Origin of the sequence: Pseudomonas sp. P7758 (assembly GCF_013386485.1) — a bacterium.
In the GTDB taxonomy this organism is placed as follows: domain Bacteria; phylum Pseudomonadota; class Gammaproteobacteria; order Pseudomonadales; family Pseudomonadaceae; genus Aquipseudomonas.
Genome location: NZ_JACARS010000010.1, coordinates 26,039 through 45,082, shown reverse-complemented (window position 1 = coordinate 45,082; position 19,044 = coordinate 26,039). Strand labels below are relative to the sequence as shown.

The following is a 19,044-nucleotide window of genomic DNA, read 5'->3' as shown; positions in this document are numbered from 1 at the left end:
GTAAAGGGTGGGTTGGGTCTGGCGGAGGATCGCGCCGAGGCGTCGATTGCCTGTCGCCAGGTAGGTGCGATTCGCTTCAAGGGCGAGCTGAAGGATGGGGATGAGGTGTTCAAGGAGCGCACGTCCCTGGTCTTCAAGACCATGCAGGTGGTGCGTTTCCTCGACAAGAAGCGCAATACCCTGGTGTATCTGGTCTACAGCGACCGCTTGATCGAAGGCAGCCCGCAGAATGCGGTGACGGCGATTCCGATCCTGCCGTGGCCCACAGCGCAATAAATCTGAAGCAGAGCCGGCATGCCGGCTCTNNTCGCAGGCAATAAAAAACCGACCCTGGGGTCGGTTTTTTAACAAGCTTATCGCTTAGGCTGCAGCAGCAAGGTTCAGAGCCTTGATGTGGCCATTCAGACGACCTTTATGGCGAGCAGCTTTGTTCTTGTGGATGATGCCTTTATCGGCCATACGGTCGATAACTGGCACGGCCAGAACGTAAGCAGCTTGAGCTTTTTCAGCGTCTTTTGCGTCAATGGCTTTAACTACATTCTTGATGTAGGTACGAACCATGGAACGCAGGCTGGCGTTGTGGCTGCGACGCTTCTCAGCCTGTTTTGCACGTTTTTTGGCGGAAGGTGTGTTGGCCACCGTCGAGCTCCTCGAAAGACTTTTTAGGAAATAGCAAACAAAATAGGCCGCGAATCATGCCGATGAGTTGAAGTCTTGTCAAGGGCGTGTGATGCGAACTGCTGAGTGGTCGATCTTAAGAGGCGGGTGATTTATTTCCGGCGCTTGACCTGTAAACTCGCGAGCTTTGGCTCTGTGCTTGTTGCAGGCGCGGAGTATCGCATATGTGGGCCGTTTGTTCGCCTGCTCTTTATCTATAGGCAAAAACTCTTTCAATGAATCTGCTCAAATCGTTGGCCGCTGTCAGCTCTATCACTATGATTTCCCGGGTTCTGGGGTTTGTGCGTGACACGCTGCTGGCACGTATTTTTGGCGCCAGCATGGCCACGGATGCCTTCTTCATTGCCTTTAAACTGCCCAACCTGCTGCGGCGGATCTTCGCCGAGGGGGCTTTTTCCCAGGCATTCGTGCCGATTCTGGCGGAGTACAAGGCCCAGCAAGGCGAGGAGGCGACCCGCACCTTCATTGCCTATGTTTCGGGTTTGCTGACGTTGGTGCTGACGCTGGTGACGATCGCCGGGATGCTCGCCGCGCCCTGGGTGATCTGGGCCACGGCCCCCGGTTTTGCCAATACACCGGAAAAATTCGCCCTGACCACTGATCTGTTGCGGGTGACCTTTCCTTATATATTGCTGATTTCCCTGTCGTCCCTGGCCGGGGCGATCCTCAATACCTGGAACCGTTTCTCGGTGCCGGCCTTCGTACCGACCCTGCTTAACGTCAGCATGATTATTTTTGCGCTGTTCCTGACGCCGTATTTCGATCCGCCTGTGATGGCCCTTGGCTGGGCGGTCCTGGCTGGTGGCCTGGCACAACTGCTGTACCAGCTGCCGCACCTGAAGAAAATCGGCATGCTCGTGCTGCCGCGTTTGAATCTCAAGGACACCGGCGTCTGGCGGGTGATGCGCAACATGCTGCCGGCCATCCTCGGGGTTTCCGTCAGCCAGATTTCCCTGATCATCAACACCGCCTTCGCCTCGCTGTTGGTCTCGGGTTCGGTGTCGTGGATGTACTACGCCGACCGTCTGATGGAATTGCCGTCCGGCGTGCTCGGCGTGGCACTCGGCACCATCCTGCTGCCAACGCTGTCGCGCACCTATGCCAGCAAAGACCGCCACGAATATTCGCGGATTCTCGACTGGGGCCTGCGCCTGTGCTTCGTGCTGGTGCTGCCGTGTGCCGTGGCCCTGGGGTTGCTCGCCGAGCCACTGACGGTCGCGCTGTTCCAGTACGGCCAGTTCACTGCGTTTGACGCCTCGATGACCCAGCGTGCGCTGATCGCCTATTCCGTCGGCCTGCTGGGCATTATCGTGATCAAGGTGCTGGCCCCCGGCTTTTATGCTCAACAAAACATCCGTACCCCGGTAAAGATCGCGATCTTCACCCTGGTGGTTACCCAGCTGCTCAACCTGGCGTTCATCGGTCCGCTGAAGCATGCCGGGCTGGCGCTGGCGATCAGTGTGGGGGCCTGCATCAACGCCGGGCTGCTGTTTTATCAGCTGCGTAAACAGAAAATGTTCCAGCCTCAGGCGGGCTGGGGCTCGTTTGCGCTCAAGTTGGTGGTGGCAGTGGGGACGATGGCCGCGGTACTGCTGGGCCTGATGCACTTCATGCCGGCCTGGGAGCAGGGCCATATGCTCGAGCGCTTCATGCGCCTGGGAGCGTTGGTGGCGGCTGGTGTGCTGGTGTACTTCGGCATGTTGCTGCTGATGGGCTTCCGCTTGCGGGATTTCAATCGCAAGTCGCTGAGCTAGAGACTTTTCGTCGATAAGACGGTTGTTTTATCGATTCGCGCAAATGGCCTGCGCTGTTGCCTGTCGTCCGGGGCCGGGTGTGGTTATAATCGACCACTTTATGAGCAAGAAGCGCGTTATGCAGCTGGTTCGAGGTCTCCACAACCTGCGCCCCCAGCATCGGGGCTGCGTCGCCACTATTGGCAACTTTGACGGTGTTCACCGTGGCCACCAGGCTATCCTGGCCCGCCTGCGTGAGCGTGCGGTTGAGTTGGGCGTGCCCAGCTGCGTGGTGATTTTTGAACCACAGCCGCGAGAATTCTTTACCCCGCAGACGGCGCCGGCGCGTCTGGCCCGCCTGCGGGACAAGCTGCAACTGCTGGCTGAAGAAGGTGTGGACCGCGTCCTCTGCCTGGCTTTCAACCAGCGCTTGCGCAGCCTCAGCGCCGCCGAGTTCGTCGACCGTATCCTGGTGGACGGCCTCGGCGTGCAGCATCTGGAGGTCGGCGACGACTTCCGTTTCGGTTGCGACCGGGTAGGGGATTTCGATTTCCTGCAGCAGGCCGGCGTCACCCAGGGTTTTACCGTCGAAGCCGCGCAAACCGTCGAACTGGACGGCCTGCGCGTGAGCAGTACCCAGGTGCGTAACGCCCTGGCCGCTGCCGACTTCGTCTTGGCCGAGCGTTTGCTCGGTCGCCCGTTCCGGATTGCCGGGCGGGTGCTGCACGGCCAGAAGCTGGCGCGCCAACTGGGCACGCCAACCGCCAACGTGCAGCTCAAGCGCCGGCGTGTGCCACTGACCGGGGTTTACCTGGTGAGTGTCGACATCGACGGCCAATCGTGGCCCGGAGTCGCCAACATAGGCGTCAGGCCCACGGTTGCAGGTGATGGCAAAGCCCACCTGGAAGTTCACCTTTTGGATTTTGCCGGTGATTTGTATGACCGGCGTTTGACGGTGGCTTTCCACCAAAAGCTGCGTGAAGAGCAGCGTTTCGCCTCCCTGGAGGCGTTGAAAACGGCGATCAATGCGGATGTCGCCGCCGCCCGTGCACTAGCCGCACCTAGCGCCCATCGCTAATGAAGAGCCTTAAATGACCGACTATAAAGCCACGCTAAACCTTCCGGACACCGCCTTCCCAATGAAGGCCGGCCTGCCACAGCGCGAACCGCAGATCCTGCAGCGCTGGGACAGTATTGGCCTGTACGGAAAGTTGCGCGAGATTGGCAAGGATCGTCCGAAATTCGTCCTGCACGACGGCCCTCCTTATGCCAACGGCACGATTCACATCGGTCATGCGCTGAACAAGATTCTCAAGGACATGATCATCCGCTCGAAAACCCTTTCGGGTTTCGACGCGCCTTATGTCCCGGGTTGGGACTGCCACGGCCTGCCGATTGAACACAAGGTCGAAGTGACCTACGGCAAGAACCTGGGCGCGGATAAAACCCGCGAACTGTGCCGTGCCTACGCCACCGAGCAGATCGAAGGGCAGAAGTCCGAATTCATCCGCCTGGGGGTGTTGGGCGACTGGGCCAACCCGTACAAGACCATGAACTTCAAGAACGAGGCCGGTGAAATCCGTGCCTTGGCCGAAATCGTCAAGGGCGGTTTCGTGTTCAAGGGCCTCAAGCCCGTGAACTGGTGCTTCGATTGCGGCTCGGCCCTGGCTGAAGCCGAAGTCGAGTACGAAGACAAGAAGTCCTCGACCATCGACGTGGCCTTCCCGATCGCCGACGAAGCCAAACTGGCGCAAGCCTTCGGTCTGGCGAGCCTGGCCAAGCCAGCCTCCATCGTGATCTGGACCACCACCCCGTGGACCATCCCGGCCAACCAGGCGCTGAACGTGCACCCGGAATTCACCTACGCCCTGGTGGACGTCGGTGACAAACTGCTGGTGCTGGCTGAAGAGCTGGTGGAGGCGTGCCTGGCCCGCTACAACCTGCAAGGCTCGGTGATCGCGACCACTACCGGGTCCGCGCTGGAACTGATCAACTTCCGTCACCCGTTCTACGACCGCCTGTCGCCAATCTACCTGGCCGAGTACGTTGAACTGGGCGCCGGCACCGGCGTGGTTCACTGCTCGCCTGCCTATGGCGTTGACGACTTCGTGATCTGCAAGCAGTACGGCCTGGTCAACGACGACATCATCAATCCCGTGCAAAGCAACGGCGTGTACGTGCCGTCCCTGGAATTCTTCGGTGGCCAGTTCATCTTCAAGGCCAACCCGGCGATCGTCGACAAGCTGGCGGAAGTCGGTGCGCTGCTGCACACCGAAACCATCACCCACAGCTACATGCATTGCTGGCGTCACAAGACCCCGCTGATCTACCGCGCCACTGCGCAGTGGTTTATCGGCATGGACAAGGAGCCTACCCGCGGCGAAACCCTGCGCAAGCGTGCGATCAAGGCGATCGAAGACACCAAGTTCGTTCCGGCCTGGGGCCAGGCGCGCCTGCACTCGATGATCGCCAACCGTCCGGACTGGTGCATCTCCCGCCAGCGCAACTGGGGCGTGCCGATTCCGTTCTTCCTGAACAAGGAAAGCGGCGAGTTGCACCCACGTACCGTCGAGCTGATGGAAGAGGTTGCCCAGCGCGTTGAACAAGAGGGCATCGAAGCCTGGTTCAAGCTGGACGCCGCCGAGTTGCTGGGCGACGAAGCGCCGCTGTACGACAAGATCAGCGACACCCTCGACGTCTGGTTCGACTCGGGTACCACCCACTGGCACGTACTGCGCGGCTCGCACCCGATGGGCCATGAGACCGGCCCGCGTGCCGACCTGTACCTGGAAGGTTCGGACCAACACCGTGGCTGGTTCCACTCCTCGTTGCTGACCGGTTGCGCGATCGACGATCATGCCCCGTACCGCGAGCTGCTGACCCACGGTTTCACCGTCGACGAGAACGGTCGCAAGATGTCCAAGTCCCTGGGCAACGTGATCGCGCCGCAAAAGGTCAACGACACCCTGGGCGCCGACATCATGCGCCTGTGGGTTGCCTCTACCGATTACTCGGGCGAGATGGCCGTTTCCGAGCAGATCCTGCAGCGCAGCGCCGATGCCTACCGCCGGATCCGTAATACCGCACGCTTCATGCTGTCGAACCTGACCGGTTTCAACCCGGCCACCGACATCCTGCCGGCCGAGGAAATGCTCGCCCTGGACCGTTGGGCCGTGGACCGTACCCTGTTGCTGCAGCGCGAGCTGCAAGAGCACTACGGCGAATACCGCTTCTGGAACGTCTACTCGAAGATCCACAACTTCTGCGTGCAGGAGCTGGGTGGTTTCTACCTCGACATCATCAAGGACCGCCAGTACACCACCGGCGCCAACAGCAAGGCCCGCCGTTCGGCGCAGACCGCGCTGTACCACATCTCTGAAGCGCTGGTGCGCTGGATCGCCCCGATCCTGGCATTCACCGCCGACGAACTGTGGGAATACCTGCCGGGCGAGCGGAACGAGTCCGTGATGCTCAACACCTGGTACGAAGGCCTGACCGAATTGCCGGCCGACTTCGAGCTGGGCCGCGAGTACTGGGAAGGCGTAATGGCCGTCAAGGTTGCCGTGAACAAGGAGCTGGAAGTGCAGCGCGCGGCGAAGGCCGTTGGCGGCAACCTGCAGGCCGAGGTCACGCTGTTTGCCGAGGAAGGCCTGACCGCTGACCTGGCCAAGCTGAGCAACGAACTGCGCTTCGTCCTGATCACCTCGACCGCCAGCCTGGCGCCGTTTGCCCAGGCGCCTGCAGATGCCGTTGCGACCGAAGTCCCGGGTCTCAAGCTCAAGGTGGTCAAGTCCTCCTTCGCCAAGTGCGCCCGTTGCTGGCACTGCCGTGAAGATGTCGGCGTGAACCCCGAGCATCCGGAAATCTGCGGTCGTTGCGTCGACAACATCTCTGGCGCTGGCGAGGTTCGTCACTATGCCTGAAGCCAGTCGTTTTGGACGCCTGGGCTTGCTCGTGTTGAGCGTGCTGGTGCTGGTCATTGACCAGCTCAGCAAGGCTCACTTCGAAGGCGCCCTGGAGATGTACCAGCAGATCGTGGTGATTCCCGACTACTTCAGCTGGACCCTGGCCTACAACACCGGCGCTGCGTTCAGCTTCCTGGCTGACAGCTCCGGCTGGCAGCGCTGGCTGTTTGCCCTGATCGCCGTGGTGGTCAGTGCCGTGCTGGTAGTCTGGCTCAAGCGCCTGGGGCGTAACGACACCTGGCTGGCCGTTGCGTTGGCGCTGGTGCTGGGTGGCGCATTGGGCAACCTCTACGACCGCATTGCCCTGGGCCATGTGATCGACTTTATTCTGGTGCATTGGCAGAACCGCTGGTACTTCCCGGCGTTCAACTTTGCCGACAGCGCCATCACCGTCGGTGCAATCATGCTGGCGTTGGATATGTTCAAAAGCAAGAAAACCGGAGAGACCGTTCATGACTGAACAGGTATTGGCTGAGCAACGCATTGGCCAGAACACGGAAGTCACCTTGCATTTCGCATTGCGCCTGGAGAATGGCGACACGGTCGACAGCACGTTCGACAAGGCCCCGGCGACCTTCAAGGTCGGCGACGGCAACCTGCTGCCGGGTTTTGAAGCGGCACTGTTCGGTTTCAAGGCCGGCGACAAGCGCAACCTGCAGATCCTGCCGGAAAACGCCTTTGGCCAGCCCAACCCGCAAAACGTGCAGATCATCCCGCGTTCGCAGTTCCAGGACATGGAGCTGTCGGAAGGCTTGCTGGTGATCTTCAACGATGCGGCGAATACCGAGCTGCCGGGTGTGGTGAAAGCCTTTGATGACGCGCAAGTGACCATCGACTTCAACCACCCGTTGGCCGGGAAAACCTTGACCTTTGATGTTGAAATCATCGACGTTAAAGCGCTGTAACTAACGAAATCGGCCTACTGCAGGGGCGAGTTTGTTGGGGCTGCTTCGCAGCCCAGCGGGAGCAAGCGCCCTCGCCACACAAGCTCGATCCTACAGGGCAAGACACGAGGCACAGCATGCAAATCAAACTCGCCAACCCCCGTGGCTTCTGCGCCGGCGTGGACCGGGCGATTGAAATCGTCAACCGCGCCCTGGAAGTTTTCGGGCCGCCGATTTACGTGCGCCATGAAGTCGTCCACAACAAGTTTGTGGTCGAAGACCTGCGCAGCCGCGGGGCCATCTTCGTTGAAGAACTGGACCAGGTGCCGGACGACGTTATCGTCATCTTCAGCGCTCACGGCGTTTCCCAGGCGGTACGCACCGAAGCAGCAGGCCGTGGCCTGAAAGTGTTCGACGCCACCTGCCCGCTGGTGACCAAGGTGCACATCGAGGTCGCGCGCTACAGCCGTGATGGTCGTGAATGCATCCTGATCGGCCACGCCGGTCACCCGGAAGTCGAAGGCACCATGGGCCAGTACGATGGCAGCAATGGTGGGGCGATCTACCTGGTGGAAGACGAAAAAGACGTCGCTGCATTGCAGGTGCACAACCCTGAAAAGCTGGCTTTCGTTACCCAGACCACCTTGTCCATGGACGACACCAGCCGCGTCATCGATGCCTTGCGCTCGCGCTTCCCGGCCATCGGCGGTCCACGCAAGGATGACATCTGCTACGCCACCCAGAACCGCCAGGATGCGGTCAAGCAATTGGCCGACGAATGCGATGTTGTGCTGGTGGTGGGGAGCCCCAACAGCTCCAACTCCAACCGCCTGCGCGAACTGGCCGAGCGCATGGCCACCCCGGCCTACCTGATCGATGGTGCCGAAGACATGCAGCGCAGCTGGTTCGACGGTGTCGAACGCATTGGCATCACTGCCGGAGCCTCGGCCCCGGAAGTCCTGGTGCGTGGCGTTATTCAGCAACTGCAGGCCTGGGGCGCCACGGGCGCTGATGAACTGGCTGGCCGTGAAGAGAACATCACTTTCTCCATGCCCAAGGAGCTGCGGGTTCGTTCGCTGCTCTGAGGCCCAGAGTGCCGGCATAGCCCCGGCACAAAGCCTGCTCGGTCTTGTTACTGCGCAGGCTGATACGCCCGCTGGCGGCCAGCACTATTTGATACAGGCTCAGTTGCTGGTCCGTCGCACACACGTGGACGGTGCCGGCGCTGAATGCCCCTGCTGACAGCAGCGGTTCACCCAGGCTGCTGAAGCGTATCTGGGTTCTCACCGGCGTATTCCCCACAATCGGTATCTGCCCACTGTCCTGGCGCTCCAGCAGCACCGGGTTTTTGTCGTCCAGATGGCCGCGACCGTTCAGGTCCAGTATCACCCTCCAACCCCGGCTCCAGTCATCGTCCAATGCATGGATAACCACCGTGCGATTGCGTGCGATGGCTTCTGTACGGGCATAACGCAGTCCGCCGGCAAGGGATTCGGCGGCGCTCTGGCGACGTTGCGATTCAAGCAGCCCCTTGAGACTTGGCACTGCCAGATTGGCCAGGATGCCGCTCAGGAACAGGCCCAGAACCAGCTCAATCAGCGAGAAACCACGTTGTTTCATGGGCCGTCCCTCCGTGGACGCGGTGTGCTTTTTCAGTCGGTGCCGGATGGCAGACATAGTTATAGCGCCCAGTCCGGCGGGTCGAATGGTGGCCATTCTGTCCAAAGTATTTCGCTTTGTTCCGGGGGGCAGCGCCCAGGCAATACCGGCGCTAGTCTTGCGTCGCACAGCAGGTTTGCGCTGCTTTCTGATGACCTTCGACATGGATGGCGATGGTAATGAACGCTTTTCCCGTAACGCCCCACCCGCAACCGACCCAGGCCGGAATGACGCTGATCGAGGTCCTGGTATCTGTGCTGATCCTCGCTGTCGGCCTGCTAGGGGCGGCAGTCATTCAGCTCAATGCATTGAAATATACCGACAGTTCCAGGATGACCAGTCAGGCCAGTTTCATTGCCTACGACATGCTCGACCGGATCCGCGCCAATTCGGGTGCTGATTACTCCTGGGGCCAGGGTGAACGCGCGCCCTCCAGCACCTCGGTCGCGAGTGTGCGTGATCTGGACCTGCACGACTTTGAAGCGAATATCGCCGGGTTCGCCGGGGAAAGCGCCAAGGGGTCGGTTGCGGTCAATCAGCGAGAAGTGACCATCAGCATCAGTTGGGACGACTCCCGTGGAGCGAAGGCTCAAGGCACCCGGGAAACATTCACCCTGACCAGCCGGATTGCAGTCGACCCGAGGGTGTTGCCATGAGAGGTCCAGTGTGCGGTTTCAGCTTGGTAGAGATGCTGCTGGCATTGGCCCTCGGCCTGATGTTGATCCTGGGGGTGACCCAGATTGCACTCAGCTCCCGAACCACTTATGCCAGCCAGAGTGCGGCTTCGCTGTTGCAGGATGATGCACGGTTCGCCCTTGGCAAGCTGATTCAGGAAATACGCCAGGCGGGCATGTTTGGCTGCTTGTCCGCTGCATCAATCAGCAACGCTCCCGCAGGTTTTGATCGTCCCATTGGATGGAGTACCACCGGCAGTTCCCGGTCCCTGACGCTGGTGACCGCCGACGTCGGGGAGGGTGGCAGCAAGCCGGACTGGACGGTGCTTTCCGATTGCACCGGCTCTGCCCACGCCTATGTTGGAAGCCCGCCGGCAGCGACGCCCGGGCAAATCCACTTCCCACTGCGCAAGCTGACCTACACCTTTGAGGGCGGGCAGCTGAAGTTCAGCACGCTGGCGGCCCCGAGCAAAGCGGTGCTGGTGGATAACGTGGGGGCATTCGATATCAGTTTCGGCGTGGCCGACAAGCCTGGCTCAACGGTTGTCAGCCGATATGACCCCAACCCCGGCGATGAGTCGCTCATCCGCAGCGTGCGGATTCTGCTGACACTTCAGGATCCAAATGGGTTGGTGAAAGACCAGGCCTACAGCGTGGTCGCGGCACTACGTAATCGCCTGGAGTAGCGTGCCCATGGGTTATTACCTCTCCCGTTCGAGGCAGGCAGGCATGGTTTTGCTGATCAGCCTGGTATTCCTGCTGCTGTTGGCACTCCTCGGATTGTCTTCGATGCAGGGAGCAATCTCGCAAGAAAAAATTACCGGCAGCCTTCGGCAGCGCAACCAGTCGTTTCAGCAGGCCGAAAGCGGCCTCAGGCTTGGCGAGTCTTTGGTGCAGGCGTCAGGTTTCGCCCTGCGCCCTTGCCACTCGATGGCTGCGTGCGCGCCACCTGCCGAATCGGTTTCGGTAGTGGGGCCGGGGACGAATCCCGTATCGACTGTGACCTGGATAGGGATGAAAGATGGCGTCTACGGTATTCAAAACCTGGGGCCGGGAACGGGTTTGGCTCAACTCCCGGCAGAGGCCCAGGCCACCGTCTATCGCGTGACATCAGTGGGCGTCAGTGGGCACTCACGCTCCGTCCTGGAGTCTGTGTATGCCCGTGTGGGCAGCGGGCCCGGCGAGCGTTTTCGACGAATCATGTGGCGACAACTTCAATAGGTGAGCAGCACGATGGGCAAGGATTGCACAGGCTTCACCCTGATCGAATTACTGATCGCCGTGGCGATCGTCGGACTCCTGGCGGGCGTCGCCTATCCCGGGTATCTCAGCCATATGAAAAAGGTCTATCGCGCGGAAATTGCCGGGTTGCTGAGTGAGCAGGCACAGTACCTTGAGCGTTATTACGCGAGGAACGGCACTTTTATTGATGCGACTGGCGTCATCGCCGGCAATGATCGCTATAGAATCACCCCTGCATTGAACCCTCAGGATTTCGTTCTGCTTGCCACGCCGGCAATTGACTCGGTGATGGCGGGCGATCCCTGTGCCGCCTTCAGCCTGAGCAGTACCGGTGCGCGAAGCAATCCGGGAGCCGCGCCTGATATGACGCGCAAGGCGTGCTGGGGGCAATGATGAGGAAGCTGGACGATTGGGCGCCGGGCGTGCCTTTTTCTTTTTATCGGCTGGATCGAACAATGGCTAAGCAACAGCAAGTAGTGGTTGTGGGTGGTGGGGTAATCGGGTTGTTGACGGCGTTCAACCTGGCGACCCAAGGGCAAGCGGTTGTGTTGCTGGATCGTTCGGCGGTCGGTCAGGAGTCTTCCTGGGCCGGCGGCGGCATTGTCTCCCCGCTCTACCCGTGGCGCTACAGCCCGGCCGTGACGGCCCTGGCGCACTGGTCCCAGGATTTTTACCCGCAACTGGCAGAGCGTCTGTTCGCGGCTACTGGCATTGACCCGGAAGTTCACACCACCGGCCTGTATTGGCTGGACCTGGATGATGAAACCGAGGCGCTTGCCTGGGCAGCCCGCGAAGGGCGCCCGCTGAGCAAGGTGGATGTTTCAGCTGCCCATGACGCTGTGCCGGTGCTGGGTGCCGGGTTTTCCCAGGCGATCTATATGGCGGATGTGGCCAATGTGCGTAATCCGCGGTTGGTCAAATCCCTCAAGGCGGCCTTGTTGGCCCTGCCGGGCGTGACGATTCACGAGCAGTGTGCGGTTGATGGGTTTATTCAGCAGGGCGGCAAGGTTGTTGGGGTGAATACGGCGCTCGGGCCGATCCATGGCGATCAGGTAGTGCTGGCCGCCGGCGCCTGGAGCGGTGAGTTGCTGGGCCGCCTGGGGCTTGAGTTGCCCGTGGAGCCGGTCAAGGGGCAGATGATCTTGTACAAGTGTGCGTCGGACTTCTTGTCGTGCATGGTCCTGGCCAAGGGGCGTTATGCGATTCCCCGGCGGGATGGGCACATTCTGATTGGTAGCACGCTGGAGCACGAGGGATTCGACAAGACGCCCACCGACTCTGCACTGGAAAGCCTGAAAGCCTCTGCCGTCGAGTTGATTCCGGCCCTGGCCGATGCCGAAGTGGTGGGGCATTGGGCCGGTTTGCGGCCCGGCTCGCCGGAGGGCATTCCGTATATTGGCAAGGTGCCAGGTTTCGACGGGCTGTGGCTCAACTGCGGGCATTACCGCAACGGCCTGGTGCTGGCGCCGGCGTCCTGCCAACTGTTTGCCGATTTGTTGCTGGGACATGAGCCGATCATTGATCCGGCCCCGTATGCGCCGGCAGGCCGAATCAACGCTGGATAGGTTTCGGCCCTTGCTCCAGATGCGCCTGGGTGCAATACCATTCCTGGCGCAGGCTCAAGGCTCGATCCTGTGGCAGGTGAAGGCCACAGTGGGCGCAACGAACCATCTGGATCGGGCCCTGTTCGCTGGGCCGCTGCTGTTTGGCGGCCGGACTTTTGAATTTGCGCCAAAACCATACCGCGGCAGCAATAACGGCGATCCAGAACAGTAGACGAACCATGGTAGGCAGCTTCTCGACAAGGAATCCCGCAGTTTAGCCAAGGACGTGATGGGCGCACAGCGCAATTATGCAGCGCAATAAAAAAGGGAGCTCCGAAGAGCTCCCTTTTTGCATCGCGGCGAACAATCAGTCAAAGATACCGAAAGTCATGTAGCTGAACCACGAGCGATCTTCGTTATTGCCCAGGGCTTGAGGCCCTTGCTCTTCGATGATGTCGCCGTTTTCGTCACGCGGCTTGAGGTCCGATGGAATCGAATCCTTGGCGTCCTGGTATTGCTTGATGATGTCCTGGTTGGCGCGGGTTTCGCCCGGCGGCAGCGGTGGACGGGACTCGATCAGGCCCAGGGTGTACTTGCTCAACCACGAGCGGTTGTCGGCTTCGGCAACCTGCGGTACGAACTGGCCGTCCTTCAGGCTTGGGTGGTCCGGGTAGTTGAGCTTCAGGGTTTCCAGGCTGGTGGCCGCCAGGGCGTCCAGGTGCAGGCGCTGGTAAGCCTCGGTCATCACGGCCAGGCCGTCACCCACCGATGGGGTTTCCTGGAAGTTTTCCACTACGTAACGGCCACGGTTGGCGGCAGCGACATACGCCTGGCGGGTCAGGTAGTAGTCGGCTACGTGGATCTCGTAGGAAGCCAGCAGGTTGCGCAGATAGATCATGCGCTGCTTGGCGTCCGGCGCGTAGCGGCTGTTCGGGTAGCGGCTGGTCAACTGGGCGAACTCGTTGTAGGAGTCGCGGGCAGCGCCCGGGTCACGCTTGGTCATGTCCAGCGGCAGGAAGCGCGCCAGCAGGCCAACGTCCTGGTCAAACGAGGTCAGGCCCTTGAGGTAGTAGGCGTAGTCCACGTTCGGATGCTGCGGGTGCAGGCGGATAAAACGCTCGGCGGCGGACTTGGCAGCTTCCGGCTCGGCGTTCTTGTAGTTGGCGTAAATCAGCTCGAGCTGGGCCTGGTCGGCGTAACGCCCGAACGGATACCGCGACTCCAGTGCCTTCAGTTTTGCCGTGGCGCTGGTGTAGCTGTGGTTGTTCAGGTCGGTCTGAGCTTGTTGGTACAGCTCGACCTCGCTCAGGTTTTCGTCGACGACTTCCTTTGTTGACGAGCAAGCAGCAGTCATGGCGAGGATGGCGATCAGCAGCAGGTGTTTCACTTGCATGGCGGCTTGCGTCCCTATGACGGCCGCTGTCTTGGGCGGGGCCGTCCTGTTATGATGAGCGCCCCTTGGAAAGCCTCGGGGCAAAAGACGCCGTATTTAACCACAAGCGCGCAGCCGAAACCAAAGGCTGTGCCACGCCTAGTCTGAGCATGTCCGATAAAATTGAACTTCGCGCAGAGGTGCCGTCCGAATTGGGCGGCCAACGCCTCGATCAAGTCGCCGCACAATTATTCGCTGAGCACTCGCGCTCGCGCCTTTCCGCCTGGATCAAAGACGGCCGCCTGACTGTGGATGGAGCGGTTATCCGCCCGCGAGACATAGTCCATGGTGGTGCGATTCTTGAGCTGACTGCCGAGCAGGAAGCCCAGGGAGAATGGATCGCCCAGGACATTGAACTGGACATCGTCTACGAAGACGACGACATCCTGGTGATCAACAAACCTGCCGGCCTGGTGGTTCACCCGGCCGCCGGGCACGCTGATGGCACGCTGCTCAATGCCTTGTTGCACCACGTGCCGGACATCATCAATGTCCCGCGCTGCGGCATCGTGCACCGCCTGGACAAGGACACCACCGGCCTCATGGTGGTAGCCAAGACCATTCAGGCGCAGACGCAGCTGGTCACACAACTGCAGAGCCGCAGCGTCAGCCGGATCTACGAATGCATCGTGATCGGCGTGGTAACCGCCGGTGGCAAAATCAATGCCCCGATCGGCCGCCACGGCCAGCAGCGCCAGCGCATGGCGGTGATGGAAGGCGGCAAGCAAGCCGTCAGCCACTACCGCGTGCTTGAGCGTTTCCGCTCCCACACTCACGTGCGGGTAAAGCTGGAAACCGGTCGTACCCACCAGATTCGGGTGCACATGGCGCACATCAACTTCCCGTTGGTCGGAGATCCGGCCTACGGTGGGCGCTTCCGCATTCCGCCGGCGGCCAGTGCAACCATGGTTGATTCGCTGAAAACCTTCCCGCGCCAGGCGCTGCATGCACGCTTCCTGGAGCTGGATCATCCGACGAGCGGTAAGCGGATGAGCTGGGAATCGCCACTCCCAGACGATTTTGTCTGGTTGTTGTCGCTGCTCAAGCAGGATCGCGAGGCGTTTATCGGATGAGTGACTGGCTGATTCCTGACTGGCCCGCGCCGGCCGGGGTGAAAGCCTGCGTTACCACCCGTGCGGGCGGCGTCAGCGTGGCGCCGTTCGACAGCCTAAATCTCGGCGATCATGTCGAGGACAGCCTCGAAGCCGTGCTCGAAAATCGCCGTCGTCTCTGCGCTGCCTTCAATATCCAGCCCGCCTGGTTGCGCCAGGTTCACGGTGTGGTTGTCGTCGAGGCGGACCCCGGTCGGACTGCCGAATCCGATGGCAGTTGGACCAGCACTCCGGGCATCGCCTGCACTTCGATGACGGCTGATTGCCTGCCTGCCTTGTTTTGCAATCGCGCCGGTACCCGCGTCGCGGCAGCCCATGCCGGCTGGCGTGGCCTGGCCGCTGGCGTATTGGAAGCGACCGTTGAAAGCCTGGATACCGAGCCTGCCGACGTACTGGTGTGGCTGGGGCCGGCCATCGGTCCGCAAGCCTTTGAAGTCGGCCCGGAAGTGCGTGAAGCCTTTATGCAGCAACTTCCGGAAACGATTGAGGGGTTCGTGCCCAGTCAGAACCCGGGCAAGTTCATGGCCGACATTTATCAGCTGGCCCGCCTGCGGCTTGCCGCCCGCGGCGTCACTGCCGTGTACGGTGGCGGCTTGTGCACCGTGACGGATCCCCGCTTCTACTCCTACCGTCGCAGCCCGCGCACCGGTCGGTTTGCCTCCCTTGTCTGGCTTGAACACTAGACTCCTTTGACTTGGGTCAATCCTGACGCAAGTCAGCGGTCGCCCGCTTGAATCTTCCAGAATCCACCCCATCTATAAGGGTATCTGGCAGGTTTCTTCATTCAGGATGTGTTTGTTCATAGCTCCGGCCTGCTCAAAAGGAAGGTGACTAATGCGTATTGATCGTTTAACCAGCAAATTGCAGTTGGCTTTATCCGATGCCCAATCTCTGGCGGTTGGCCTGGATCATCCGGCCATCGAGCCTGCGCACTTGATGCAAGCGCTCCTGGAGCAGCAAGGCGGTTCCATCAAACCCTTGCTGATGCAGGTGGGCTTCGACGTCAACAGCCTGCGCAAGGAGTTGAGCAAAGAGCTCGACCAACTGCCGAAAATCCAAAACCCGACTGGCGACGTGAACATGTCCCAGGATCTGGCGCGTCTGCTTAACCAGGCGGATCGACTGGCGCAGCAAAAGGGTGACCAGTTCATCTCCAGTGAAGTGGTGCTGCTCGCCGCGATGGACGACAACAGCAAACTTGGCAAATTGTTGCTGGGCCAGGGCGTGAGCAAAAAAGCCCTGGAAAACGCCATCAACAACCTGCGCGGCGGCGAGGCGGTAAATGACCCTAACCACGAGGAGTCCCGCCAGGCCCTGGACAAATACACCGTCGACCTGACCAAGCGCGCCGAAGAAGGCAAGCTTGACCCGGTGATCGGTCGTGACGACGAAATTCGTCGCACCATCCAGGTCCTGCAGCGTCGCACCAAGAACAACCCGGTGCTGATCGGTGAACCTGGCGTGGGTAAAACCGCGATTGCCGAAGGCCTGGCCCAGCGCATCATCAATGGTGAAGTGCCGGACGGCCTTAAAGGCAAGCGCCTGCTGTCCCTGGACATGGGGTCGCTGATTGCCGGCGCCAAGTTCCGTGGCGAGTTCGAAGAGCGCCTCAAATCCCTGCTGAACGAACTGTCGAAGCAGGAAGGGCAGATCATTCTGTTTATCGACGAACTGCACACGATGGTCGGCGCCGGTAAAGGCGAAGGCTCGATGGACGCGGGCAACATGCTCAAGCCGGCACTGGCGCGGGGCGAGTTGCATTGCGTGGGTGCGACCACGTTGAACGAATACCGTCAGTACATCGAGAAGGACGCGGCCCTTGAGCGTCGCTTCCAGAAAGTATTGGTGGAAGAACCGAGCGAAGAAGACACCATCGCGATCCTGCGTGGCTTGAAAGAGCGGTATGAGGTCCACCATAAAGTCGCGATCACCGACGGTGCGATCATCGCGGCGGCGAAACTGAGCCATCGCTACATCACTGATCGGCAGTTGCCGGACAAGGCCATCGACTTGATCGACGAAGCGGCCAGCCGCATTCGGATGGAAATCGATTCGAAGCCCGAAGTGCTGGACCGTCTGGATCGGCGCCTGATTCAGCTGAAAGTTGAATCCCAGGCCCTGAAGAAAGAAGAAGACGAGCCGGCGAAGAAACGCCTGGAAAAACTCCAGGAAGAAATTGTTCGCCTCGAGCGTGAGTATTCGGACCTCGAAGAAATCTGGACCTCGGAAAAAGCCGAAGTGCAGGGTTCTGCGCAGATCCAGCAAAAGATCGAGCAGTCCCGTCAGGAACTGGAAGCAGCCCGCCGTAAAGGCGACCTGAACCGTATGGCCGAGTTGCAGTACGGGGTGATCCCGGACCTGGAGCGTAGCCTGCAGATGGTCGACCAGCACGGCAAGCCCGAGAACCAGCTGCTGCGCAGTAAGGTGACCGAGGAAGAAATCGCCGAAGTCGTCTCGAAGTGGACCGGTATCCCGGTGTCGAAAATGCTCGAAGGCGAGCGCGACAAGCTGCTGAAGATGGAAAGCCTGTTGCACCAGCGCGTCATCGGCCAGGAAGAGGCGGTGGTCGCGGTGTCCAACGCGGTGCGGCGTTCGCGGGCCGGGTTGTCCGATCCGAACCGTCCGAGCGGCTCGTTCATGTTCCTCGGCCCGACCGGCGTGGGCAAGACCGAGCTGTGCAAGGCCCTGGCCGAATTCCTCTTTGATACCGAAGAGGCGATGGTGCGGATCGATATGTCCGAGTTCATGGAGAAACATTCCGTGGCTCGCCTGATCGGGGCGCCACCAGGCTATGTAGGGTACGAGGAAGGCGGTTACCTGACCGAAGCGGTACGGCGCAAGCCTTACTCGGTGATCCTCCTGGACGAGGTCGAGAAGGCCCACCCGGATGTGTTCAACGTGTTGCTGCAAGTGCTGGAAGATGGCCGCCTGACGGACAGTCACGGGCGTACCGTGGACTTCCGCAATACGGTGATCGTGATGACCTCCAACCTGGGCTCGGTACAGATTCAGGAGCTGGTGGGTGACCGTGAAGCCCAGCGTGCAGCGGTAATGGACGCGCTGACCAGCCACTTCCGGCCGGAGTTCATCAACCGGGTCGATGAAGTGGTGATCTTCGAGCCTCTGGCGCGGGATCAGATCGCGGGCATTACCGAGATCCAGTTGGGCCGCCTGCGCAGCCGTCTGGCGGAGCGCGAGTTGTCCCTGGTGCTGAGCCGCGAGGCGTTGGACAAGCTGATCGCGGTTGGTTACGACCCGGTTTATGGCGCACGGCCGTTGAAACGTGCGATCCAGCGCTGGATCGAGAACCCGTTGGCGCAGCTGATCCTGTCGGGCAGCTTTATGCCGGGCACCAGCGTCGAGGCGACGGTGGAGAACGACGAAATCGTCTTCCACTAAGCCCAAGCGGTACTGCTATAAGAAGAGGCCCCGCATTGCGGGGCCTTTTTTTTCGATAGGGCGTTGAACTGTAAGGCAAAGGCTTGTAAAGTGCGCCCCGCAGCAACGTCAGCCCAACGGTTTCTTCTCCCCAAGGAGAAATCAGAAAGAAGCGCAAATCATTGTCTTAAAAGCAATTTAAAGGGTTGACAGGGGTTTTTAAGATTGTAGAATAGCGCGCCTCAGAGACACTAACGTAGCGATACGGAAGCGTCGAAGAGAAGGTAACATGCAACAACGTAACACTTTGAAATATGTAGTTCCGTGATAGCTCAGTCGGTAGAGCAAATGACTGTTAATCATTGGGTCCCAGGTTCGAGTCCTGGTCACGGAGCCAATTTCAAAACCGGGGTATAGCGCAGTCCGGTAGCGCGCCTGCTTTGGGAGCAGGATGTCAGGAGTTCGAATCCCCTTACCCCGACCATATTTGGGTCGTTAGCTCAGTTGGTAGAGCAGTTGGCTTTTAACCAATTGGTCGTAGGTTCGAATCCCACACGACCCACCATTTTTGAGACCAGTTAACGCTGGAATCGAATCTTAAGATCAGAGGCCAAAAGCGCTGATCGAAGAAGGCGACTGAGAGGTCGCCTTTTTTTTACCGGGGTATAGCGCAGTCCGGTAGCGCGCCTGCTTTGGGAGCAGGATGTCAGGAGTTCGAATCCCCTTACCCCGACCATATTAAA

General features: G+C 60.1%; 19 protein-coding genes and 4 tRNA genes. 19 read left to right on the top strand and 4 right to left on the bottom strand.

Annotation, left to right across the window (positions count from 1 at the left end):
* The coding region (locus tag HX873_RS02120; protein WP_173909388.1) for a CreA family protein at positions 1-276 on the top strand (276 nt) is incomplete at its 5' end.
* An 84-nt stretch (positions 277-360) separates the two neighbouring features.
* Here HX873_RS02120 and rpsT read toward each other — a convergent pair.
* Positions 361-639 carry a 30S ribosomal protein S20 gene (gene rpsT / locus HX873_RS02115; RefSeq protein WP_003215870.1) on the bottom strand — a complete coding sequence of 93 codons (279 nt, stop codon included), beginning with the start codon at positions 637-639 and terminating at the stop codon, positions 361-363.
* A 254-nt stretch (positions 640-893) separates the two neighbouring features.
* On the opposite strand from rpsT, the gene murJ reads away from it, so the two are divergent.
* The 6 genes from murJ to ispH all read left to right on the top strand — a co-directional run bounded on the left by murJ (position 894) and on the right by ispH (position 8,345).
* The gene (murJ, locus tag HX873_RS02110; RefSeq protein ID WP_008432837.1) at positions 894-2,432 is read left to right on the top strand and encodes a murein biosynthesis integral membrane protein MurJ; all 1,539 of its coding nucleotides are present in this window, start codon (positions 894-896) and stop codon (positions 2,430-2,432) included.
* A gap of 118 nt (positions 2,433-2,550) precedes the next feature.
* On the top strand, positions 2,551-3,489 hold the full coding sequence (ribF, locus tag HX873_RS02105; RefSeq protein ID WP_177122296.1) for a bifunctional riboflavin kinase/FAD synthetase: 939 nt from the start codon (positions 2,551-2,553) through the stop codon (positions 3,487-3,489).
* A gap of 13 nt (positions 3,490-3,502) precedes the next feature.
* Complete coding sequence (gene ileS / locus HX873_RS02100; protein WP_087695246.1) at positions 3,503-6,334, top strand: isoleucine--tRNA ligase; 2,832 nt, start codon at positions 3,503-3,505, stop codon at positions 6,332-6,334.
* Positions 6,327-6,836 (top strand): signal peptidase II, encoded by a 510-nt coding sequence (gene lspA / locus HX873_RS02095; protein ID WP_003215877.1) that lies wholly within the window; start codon positions 6,327-6,329, stop codon positions 6,834-6,836. Before ileS ends, lspA begins: the two co-directional genes overlap by 8 nt.
* A 7-nt stretch (positions 6,837-6,843) precedes the next feature.
* Positions 6,844-7,281: an FKBP-type peptidyl-prolyl cis-trans isomerase gene (gene fkpB, locus HX873_RS02090; protein ID WP_003215879.1), complete on the top strand. Its 438-nt coding sequence runs from the start codon at positions 6,844-6,846 to the stop codon at positions 7,279-7,281.
* Positions 7,282-7,397: 116 nt separating this feature from the next.
* Positions 7,398-8,345, top strand: a complete 948-nt coding sequence (ispH, locus tag HX873_RS02085; RefSeq protein ID WP_003215881.1) for a 4-hydroxy-3-methylbut-2-enyl diphosphate reductase — start codon at positions 7,398-7,400, stop codon at positions 8,343-8,345.
* Here the strand turns inward: ispH and HX873_RS02080 are convergent.
* Positions 8,299-8,880 (bottom strand): GspH/FimT family pseudopilin, encoded by a 582-nt coding sequence (locus HX873_RS02080; protein ID WP_102605973.1) that lies wholly within the window; start codon positions 8,878-8,880, stop codon positions 8,299-8,301. The two genes, ispH and HX873_RS02080, sit on opposite strands and share 47 nt — an antisense overlap.
* Positions 8,881-9,098: 218 nt before the next feature.
* Here HX873_RS02080 and pilV point away from each other — a divergent pair, with 218 nt between their 5' ends.
* From pilV to thiO, 5 genes are all read left to right on the top strand, one after another.
* Entirely contained in the window at positions 9,099-9,575 is a 477-nt protein-coding gene (pilV, locus tag HX873_RS02075) for a type IV pilus modification protein PilV (RefSeq protein ID WP_102369926.1), read from the top strand.
* Positions 9,572-10,279 (top strand): PilW family protein, encoded by a 708-nt coding sequence (locus HX873_RS02070; protein WP_177021855.1) that lies wholly within the window; start codon positions 9,572-9,574, stop codon positions 10,277-10,279. The genes pilV and HX873_RS02070 overlap by 4 nt, the downstream gene beginning before the upstream one ends.
* Before the next feature lie 7 nt (positions 10,280-10,286).
* Positions 10,287-10,814 carry a PilX N-terminal domain-containing pilus assembly protein gene (locus HX873_RS02065; RefSeq protein ID WP_102369924.1) on the top strand — a complete coding sequence of 176 codons (528 nt, stop codon included), beginning with the start codon at positions 10,287-10,289 and terminating at the stop codon, positions 10,812-10,814.
* A gap of 12 nt (positions 10,815-10,826) precedes the next feature.
* Complete coding sequence (locus HX873_RS02060; RefSeq protein ID WP_003215892.1) at positions 10,827-11,228, top strand: type IV pilin protein; 402 nt, start codon at positions 10,827-10,829, stop codon at positions 11,226-11,228.
* A 62-nt stretch (positions 11,229-11,290) separates the two neighbouring features.
* On the top strand, positions 11,291-12,400 hold the full coding sequence (gene thiO, locus HX873_RS02055) for a glycine oxidase ThiO (protein ID WP_003215894.1): 1,110 nt from the start codon (positions 11,291-11,293) through the stop codon (positions 12,398-12,400).
* Here thiO and HX873_RS02050 read toward each other — a convergent pair.
* Together HX873_RS02050 and HX873_RS02045 are read right to left on the bottom strand one after the other, a co-directional pair.
* The gene (locus tag HX873_RS02050; RefSeq protein WP_003215896.1) at positions 12,387-12,620 is read right to left on the bottom strand and encodes a PP0621 family protein; all 234 of its coding nucleotides are present in this window, start codon (positions 12,618-12,620) and stop codon (positions 12,387-12,389) included. The genes thiO and HX873_RS02050 overlap by 14 nt on opposite strands.
* Before the next feature lie 126 nt (positions 12,621-12,746).
* Complete coding sequence (locus HX873_RS02045) at positions 12,747-13,772, bottom strand: outer membrane protein assembly factor BamD (RefSeq protein WP_102369923.1); 1,026 nt, start codon at positions 13,770-13,772, stop codon at positions 12,747-12,749.
* Positions 13,773-13,921: 149 nt separating this feature from the next.
* Between HX873_RS02045 and rluD the strand changes: the two genes are divergently transcribed.
* From rluD to HX873_RS02010, 7 genes are all read left to right on the top strand, one after another.
* Positions 13,922-14,884: a 23S rRNA pseudouridine(1911/1915/1917) synthase RluD gene (rluD, locus tag HX873_RS02040; RefSeq protein ID WP_003215899.1), complete on the top strand. Its 963-nt coding sequence runs from the start codon at positions 13,922-13,924 to the stop codon at positions 14,882-14,884.
* Positions 14,881-15,606, top strand: a complete 726-nt coding sequence (gene pgeF / locus HX873_RS02035; RefSeq protein ID WP_177122295.1) for a peptidoglycan editing factor PgeF — start codon at positions 14,881-14,883, stop codon at positions 15,604-15,606. The genes rluD and pgeF overlap by 4 nt, the downstream gene beginning before the upstream one ends.
* A gap of 151 nt (positions 15,607-15,757) precedes the next feature.
* Positions 15,758-18,322 carry an ATP-dependent chaperone ClpB gene (gene clpB / locus HX873_RS02030; protein WP_003215904.1) on the top strand — a complete coding sequence of 855 codons (2,565 nt, stop codon included), beginning with the start codon at positions 15,758-15,760 and terminating at the stop codon, positions 18,320-18,322.
* 300 nt (positions 18,323-18,622) lie between these two features.
* Positions 18,623-18,698 (top strand) — tRNA-Asn (locus tag HX873_RS02025).
* Positions 18,699-18,708: 10 nt separating this feature from the next.
* Positions 18,709-18,785: transfer RNA gene (locus HX873_RS02020), tRNA-Pro, on the top strand.
* Positions 18,786-18,790: 5 nt separating this feature from the next.
* Positions 18,791-18,866: transfer RNA gene (locus HX873_RS02015), tRNA-Lys, on the top strand.
* A gap of 94 nt (positions 18,867-18,960) precedes the next feature.
* Positions 18,961-19,037 (top strand) — tRNA-Pro (locus HX873_RS02010).
* The last annotated feature ends 7 nt before the right edge of the window (positions 19,038-19,044 follow it).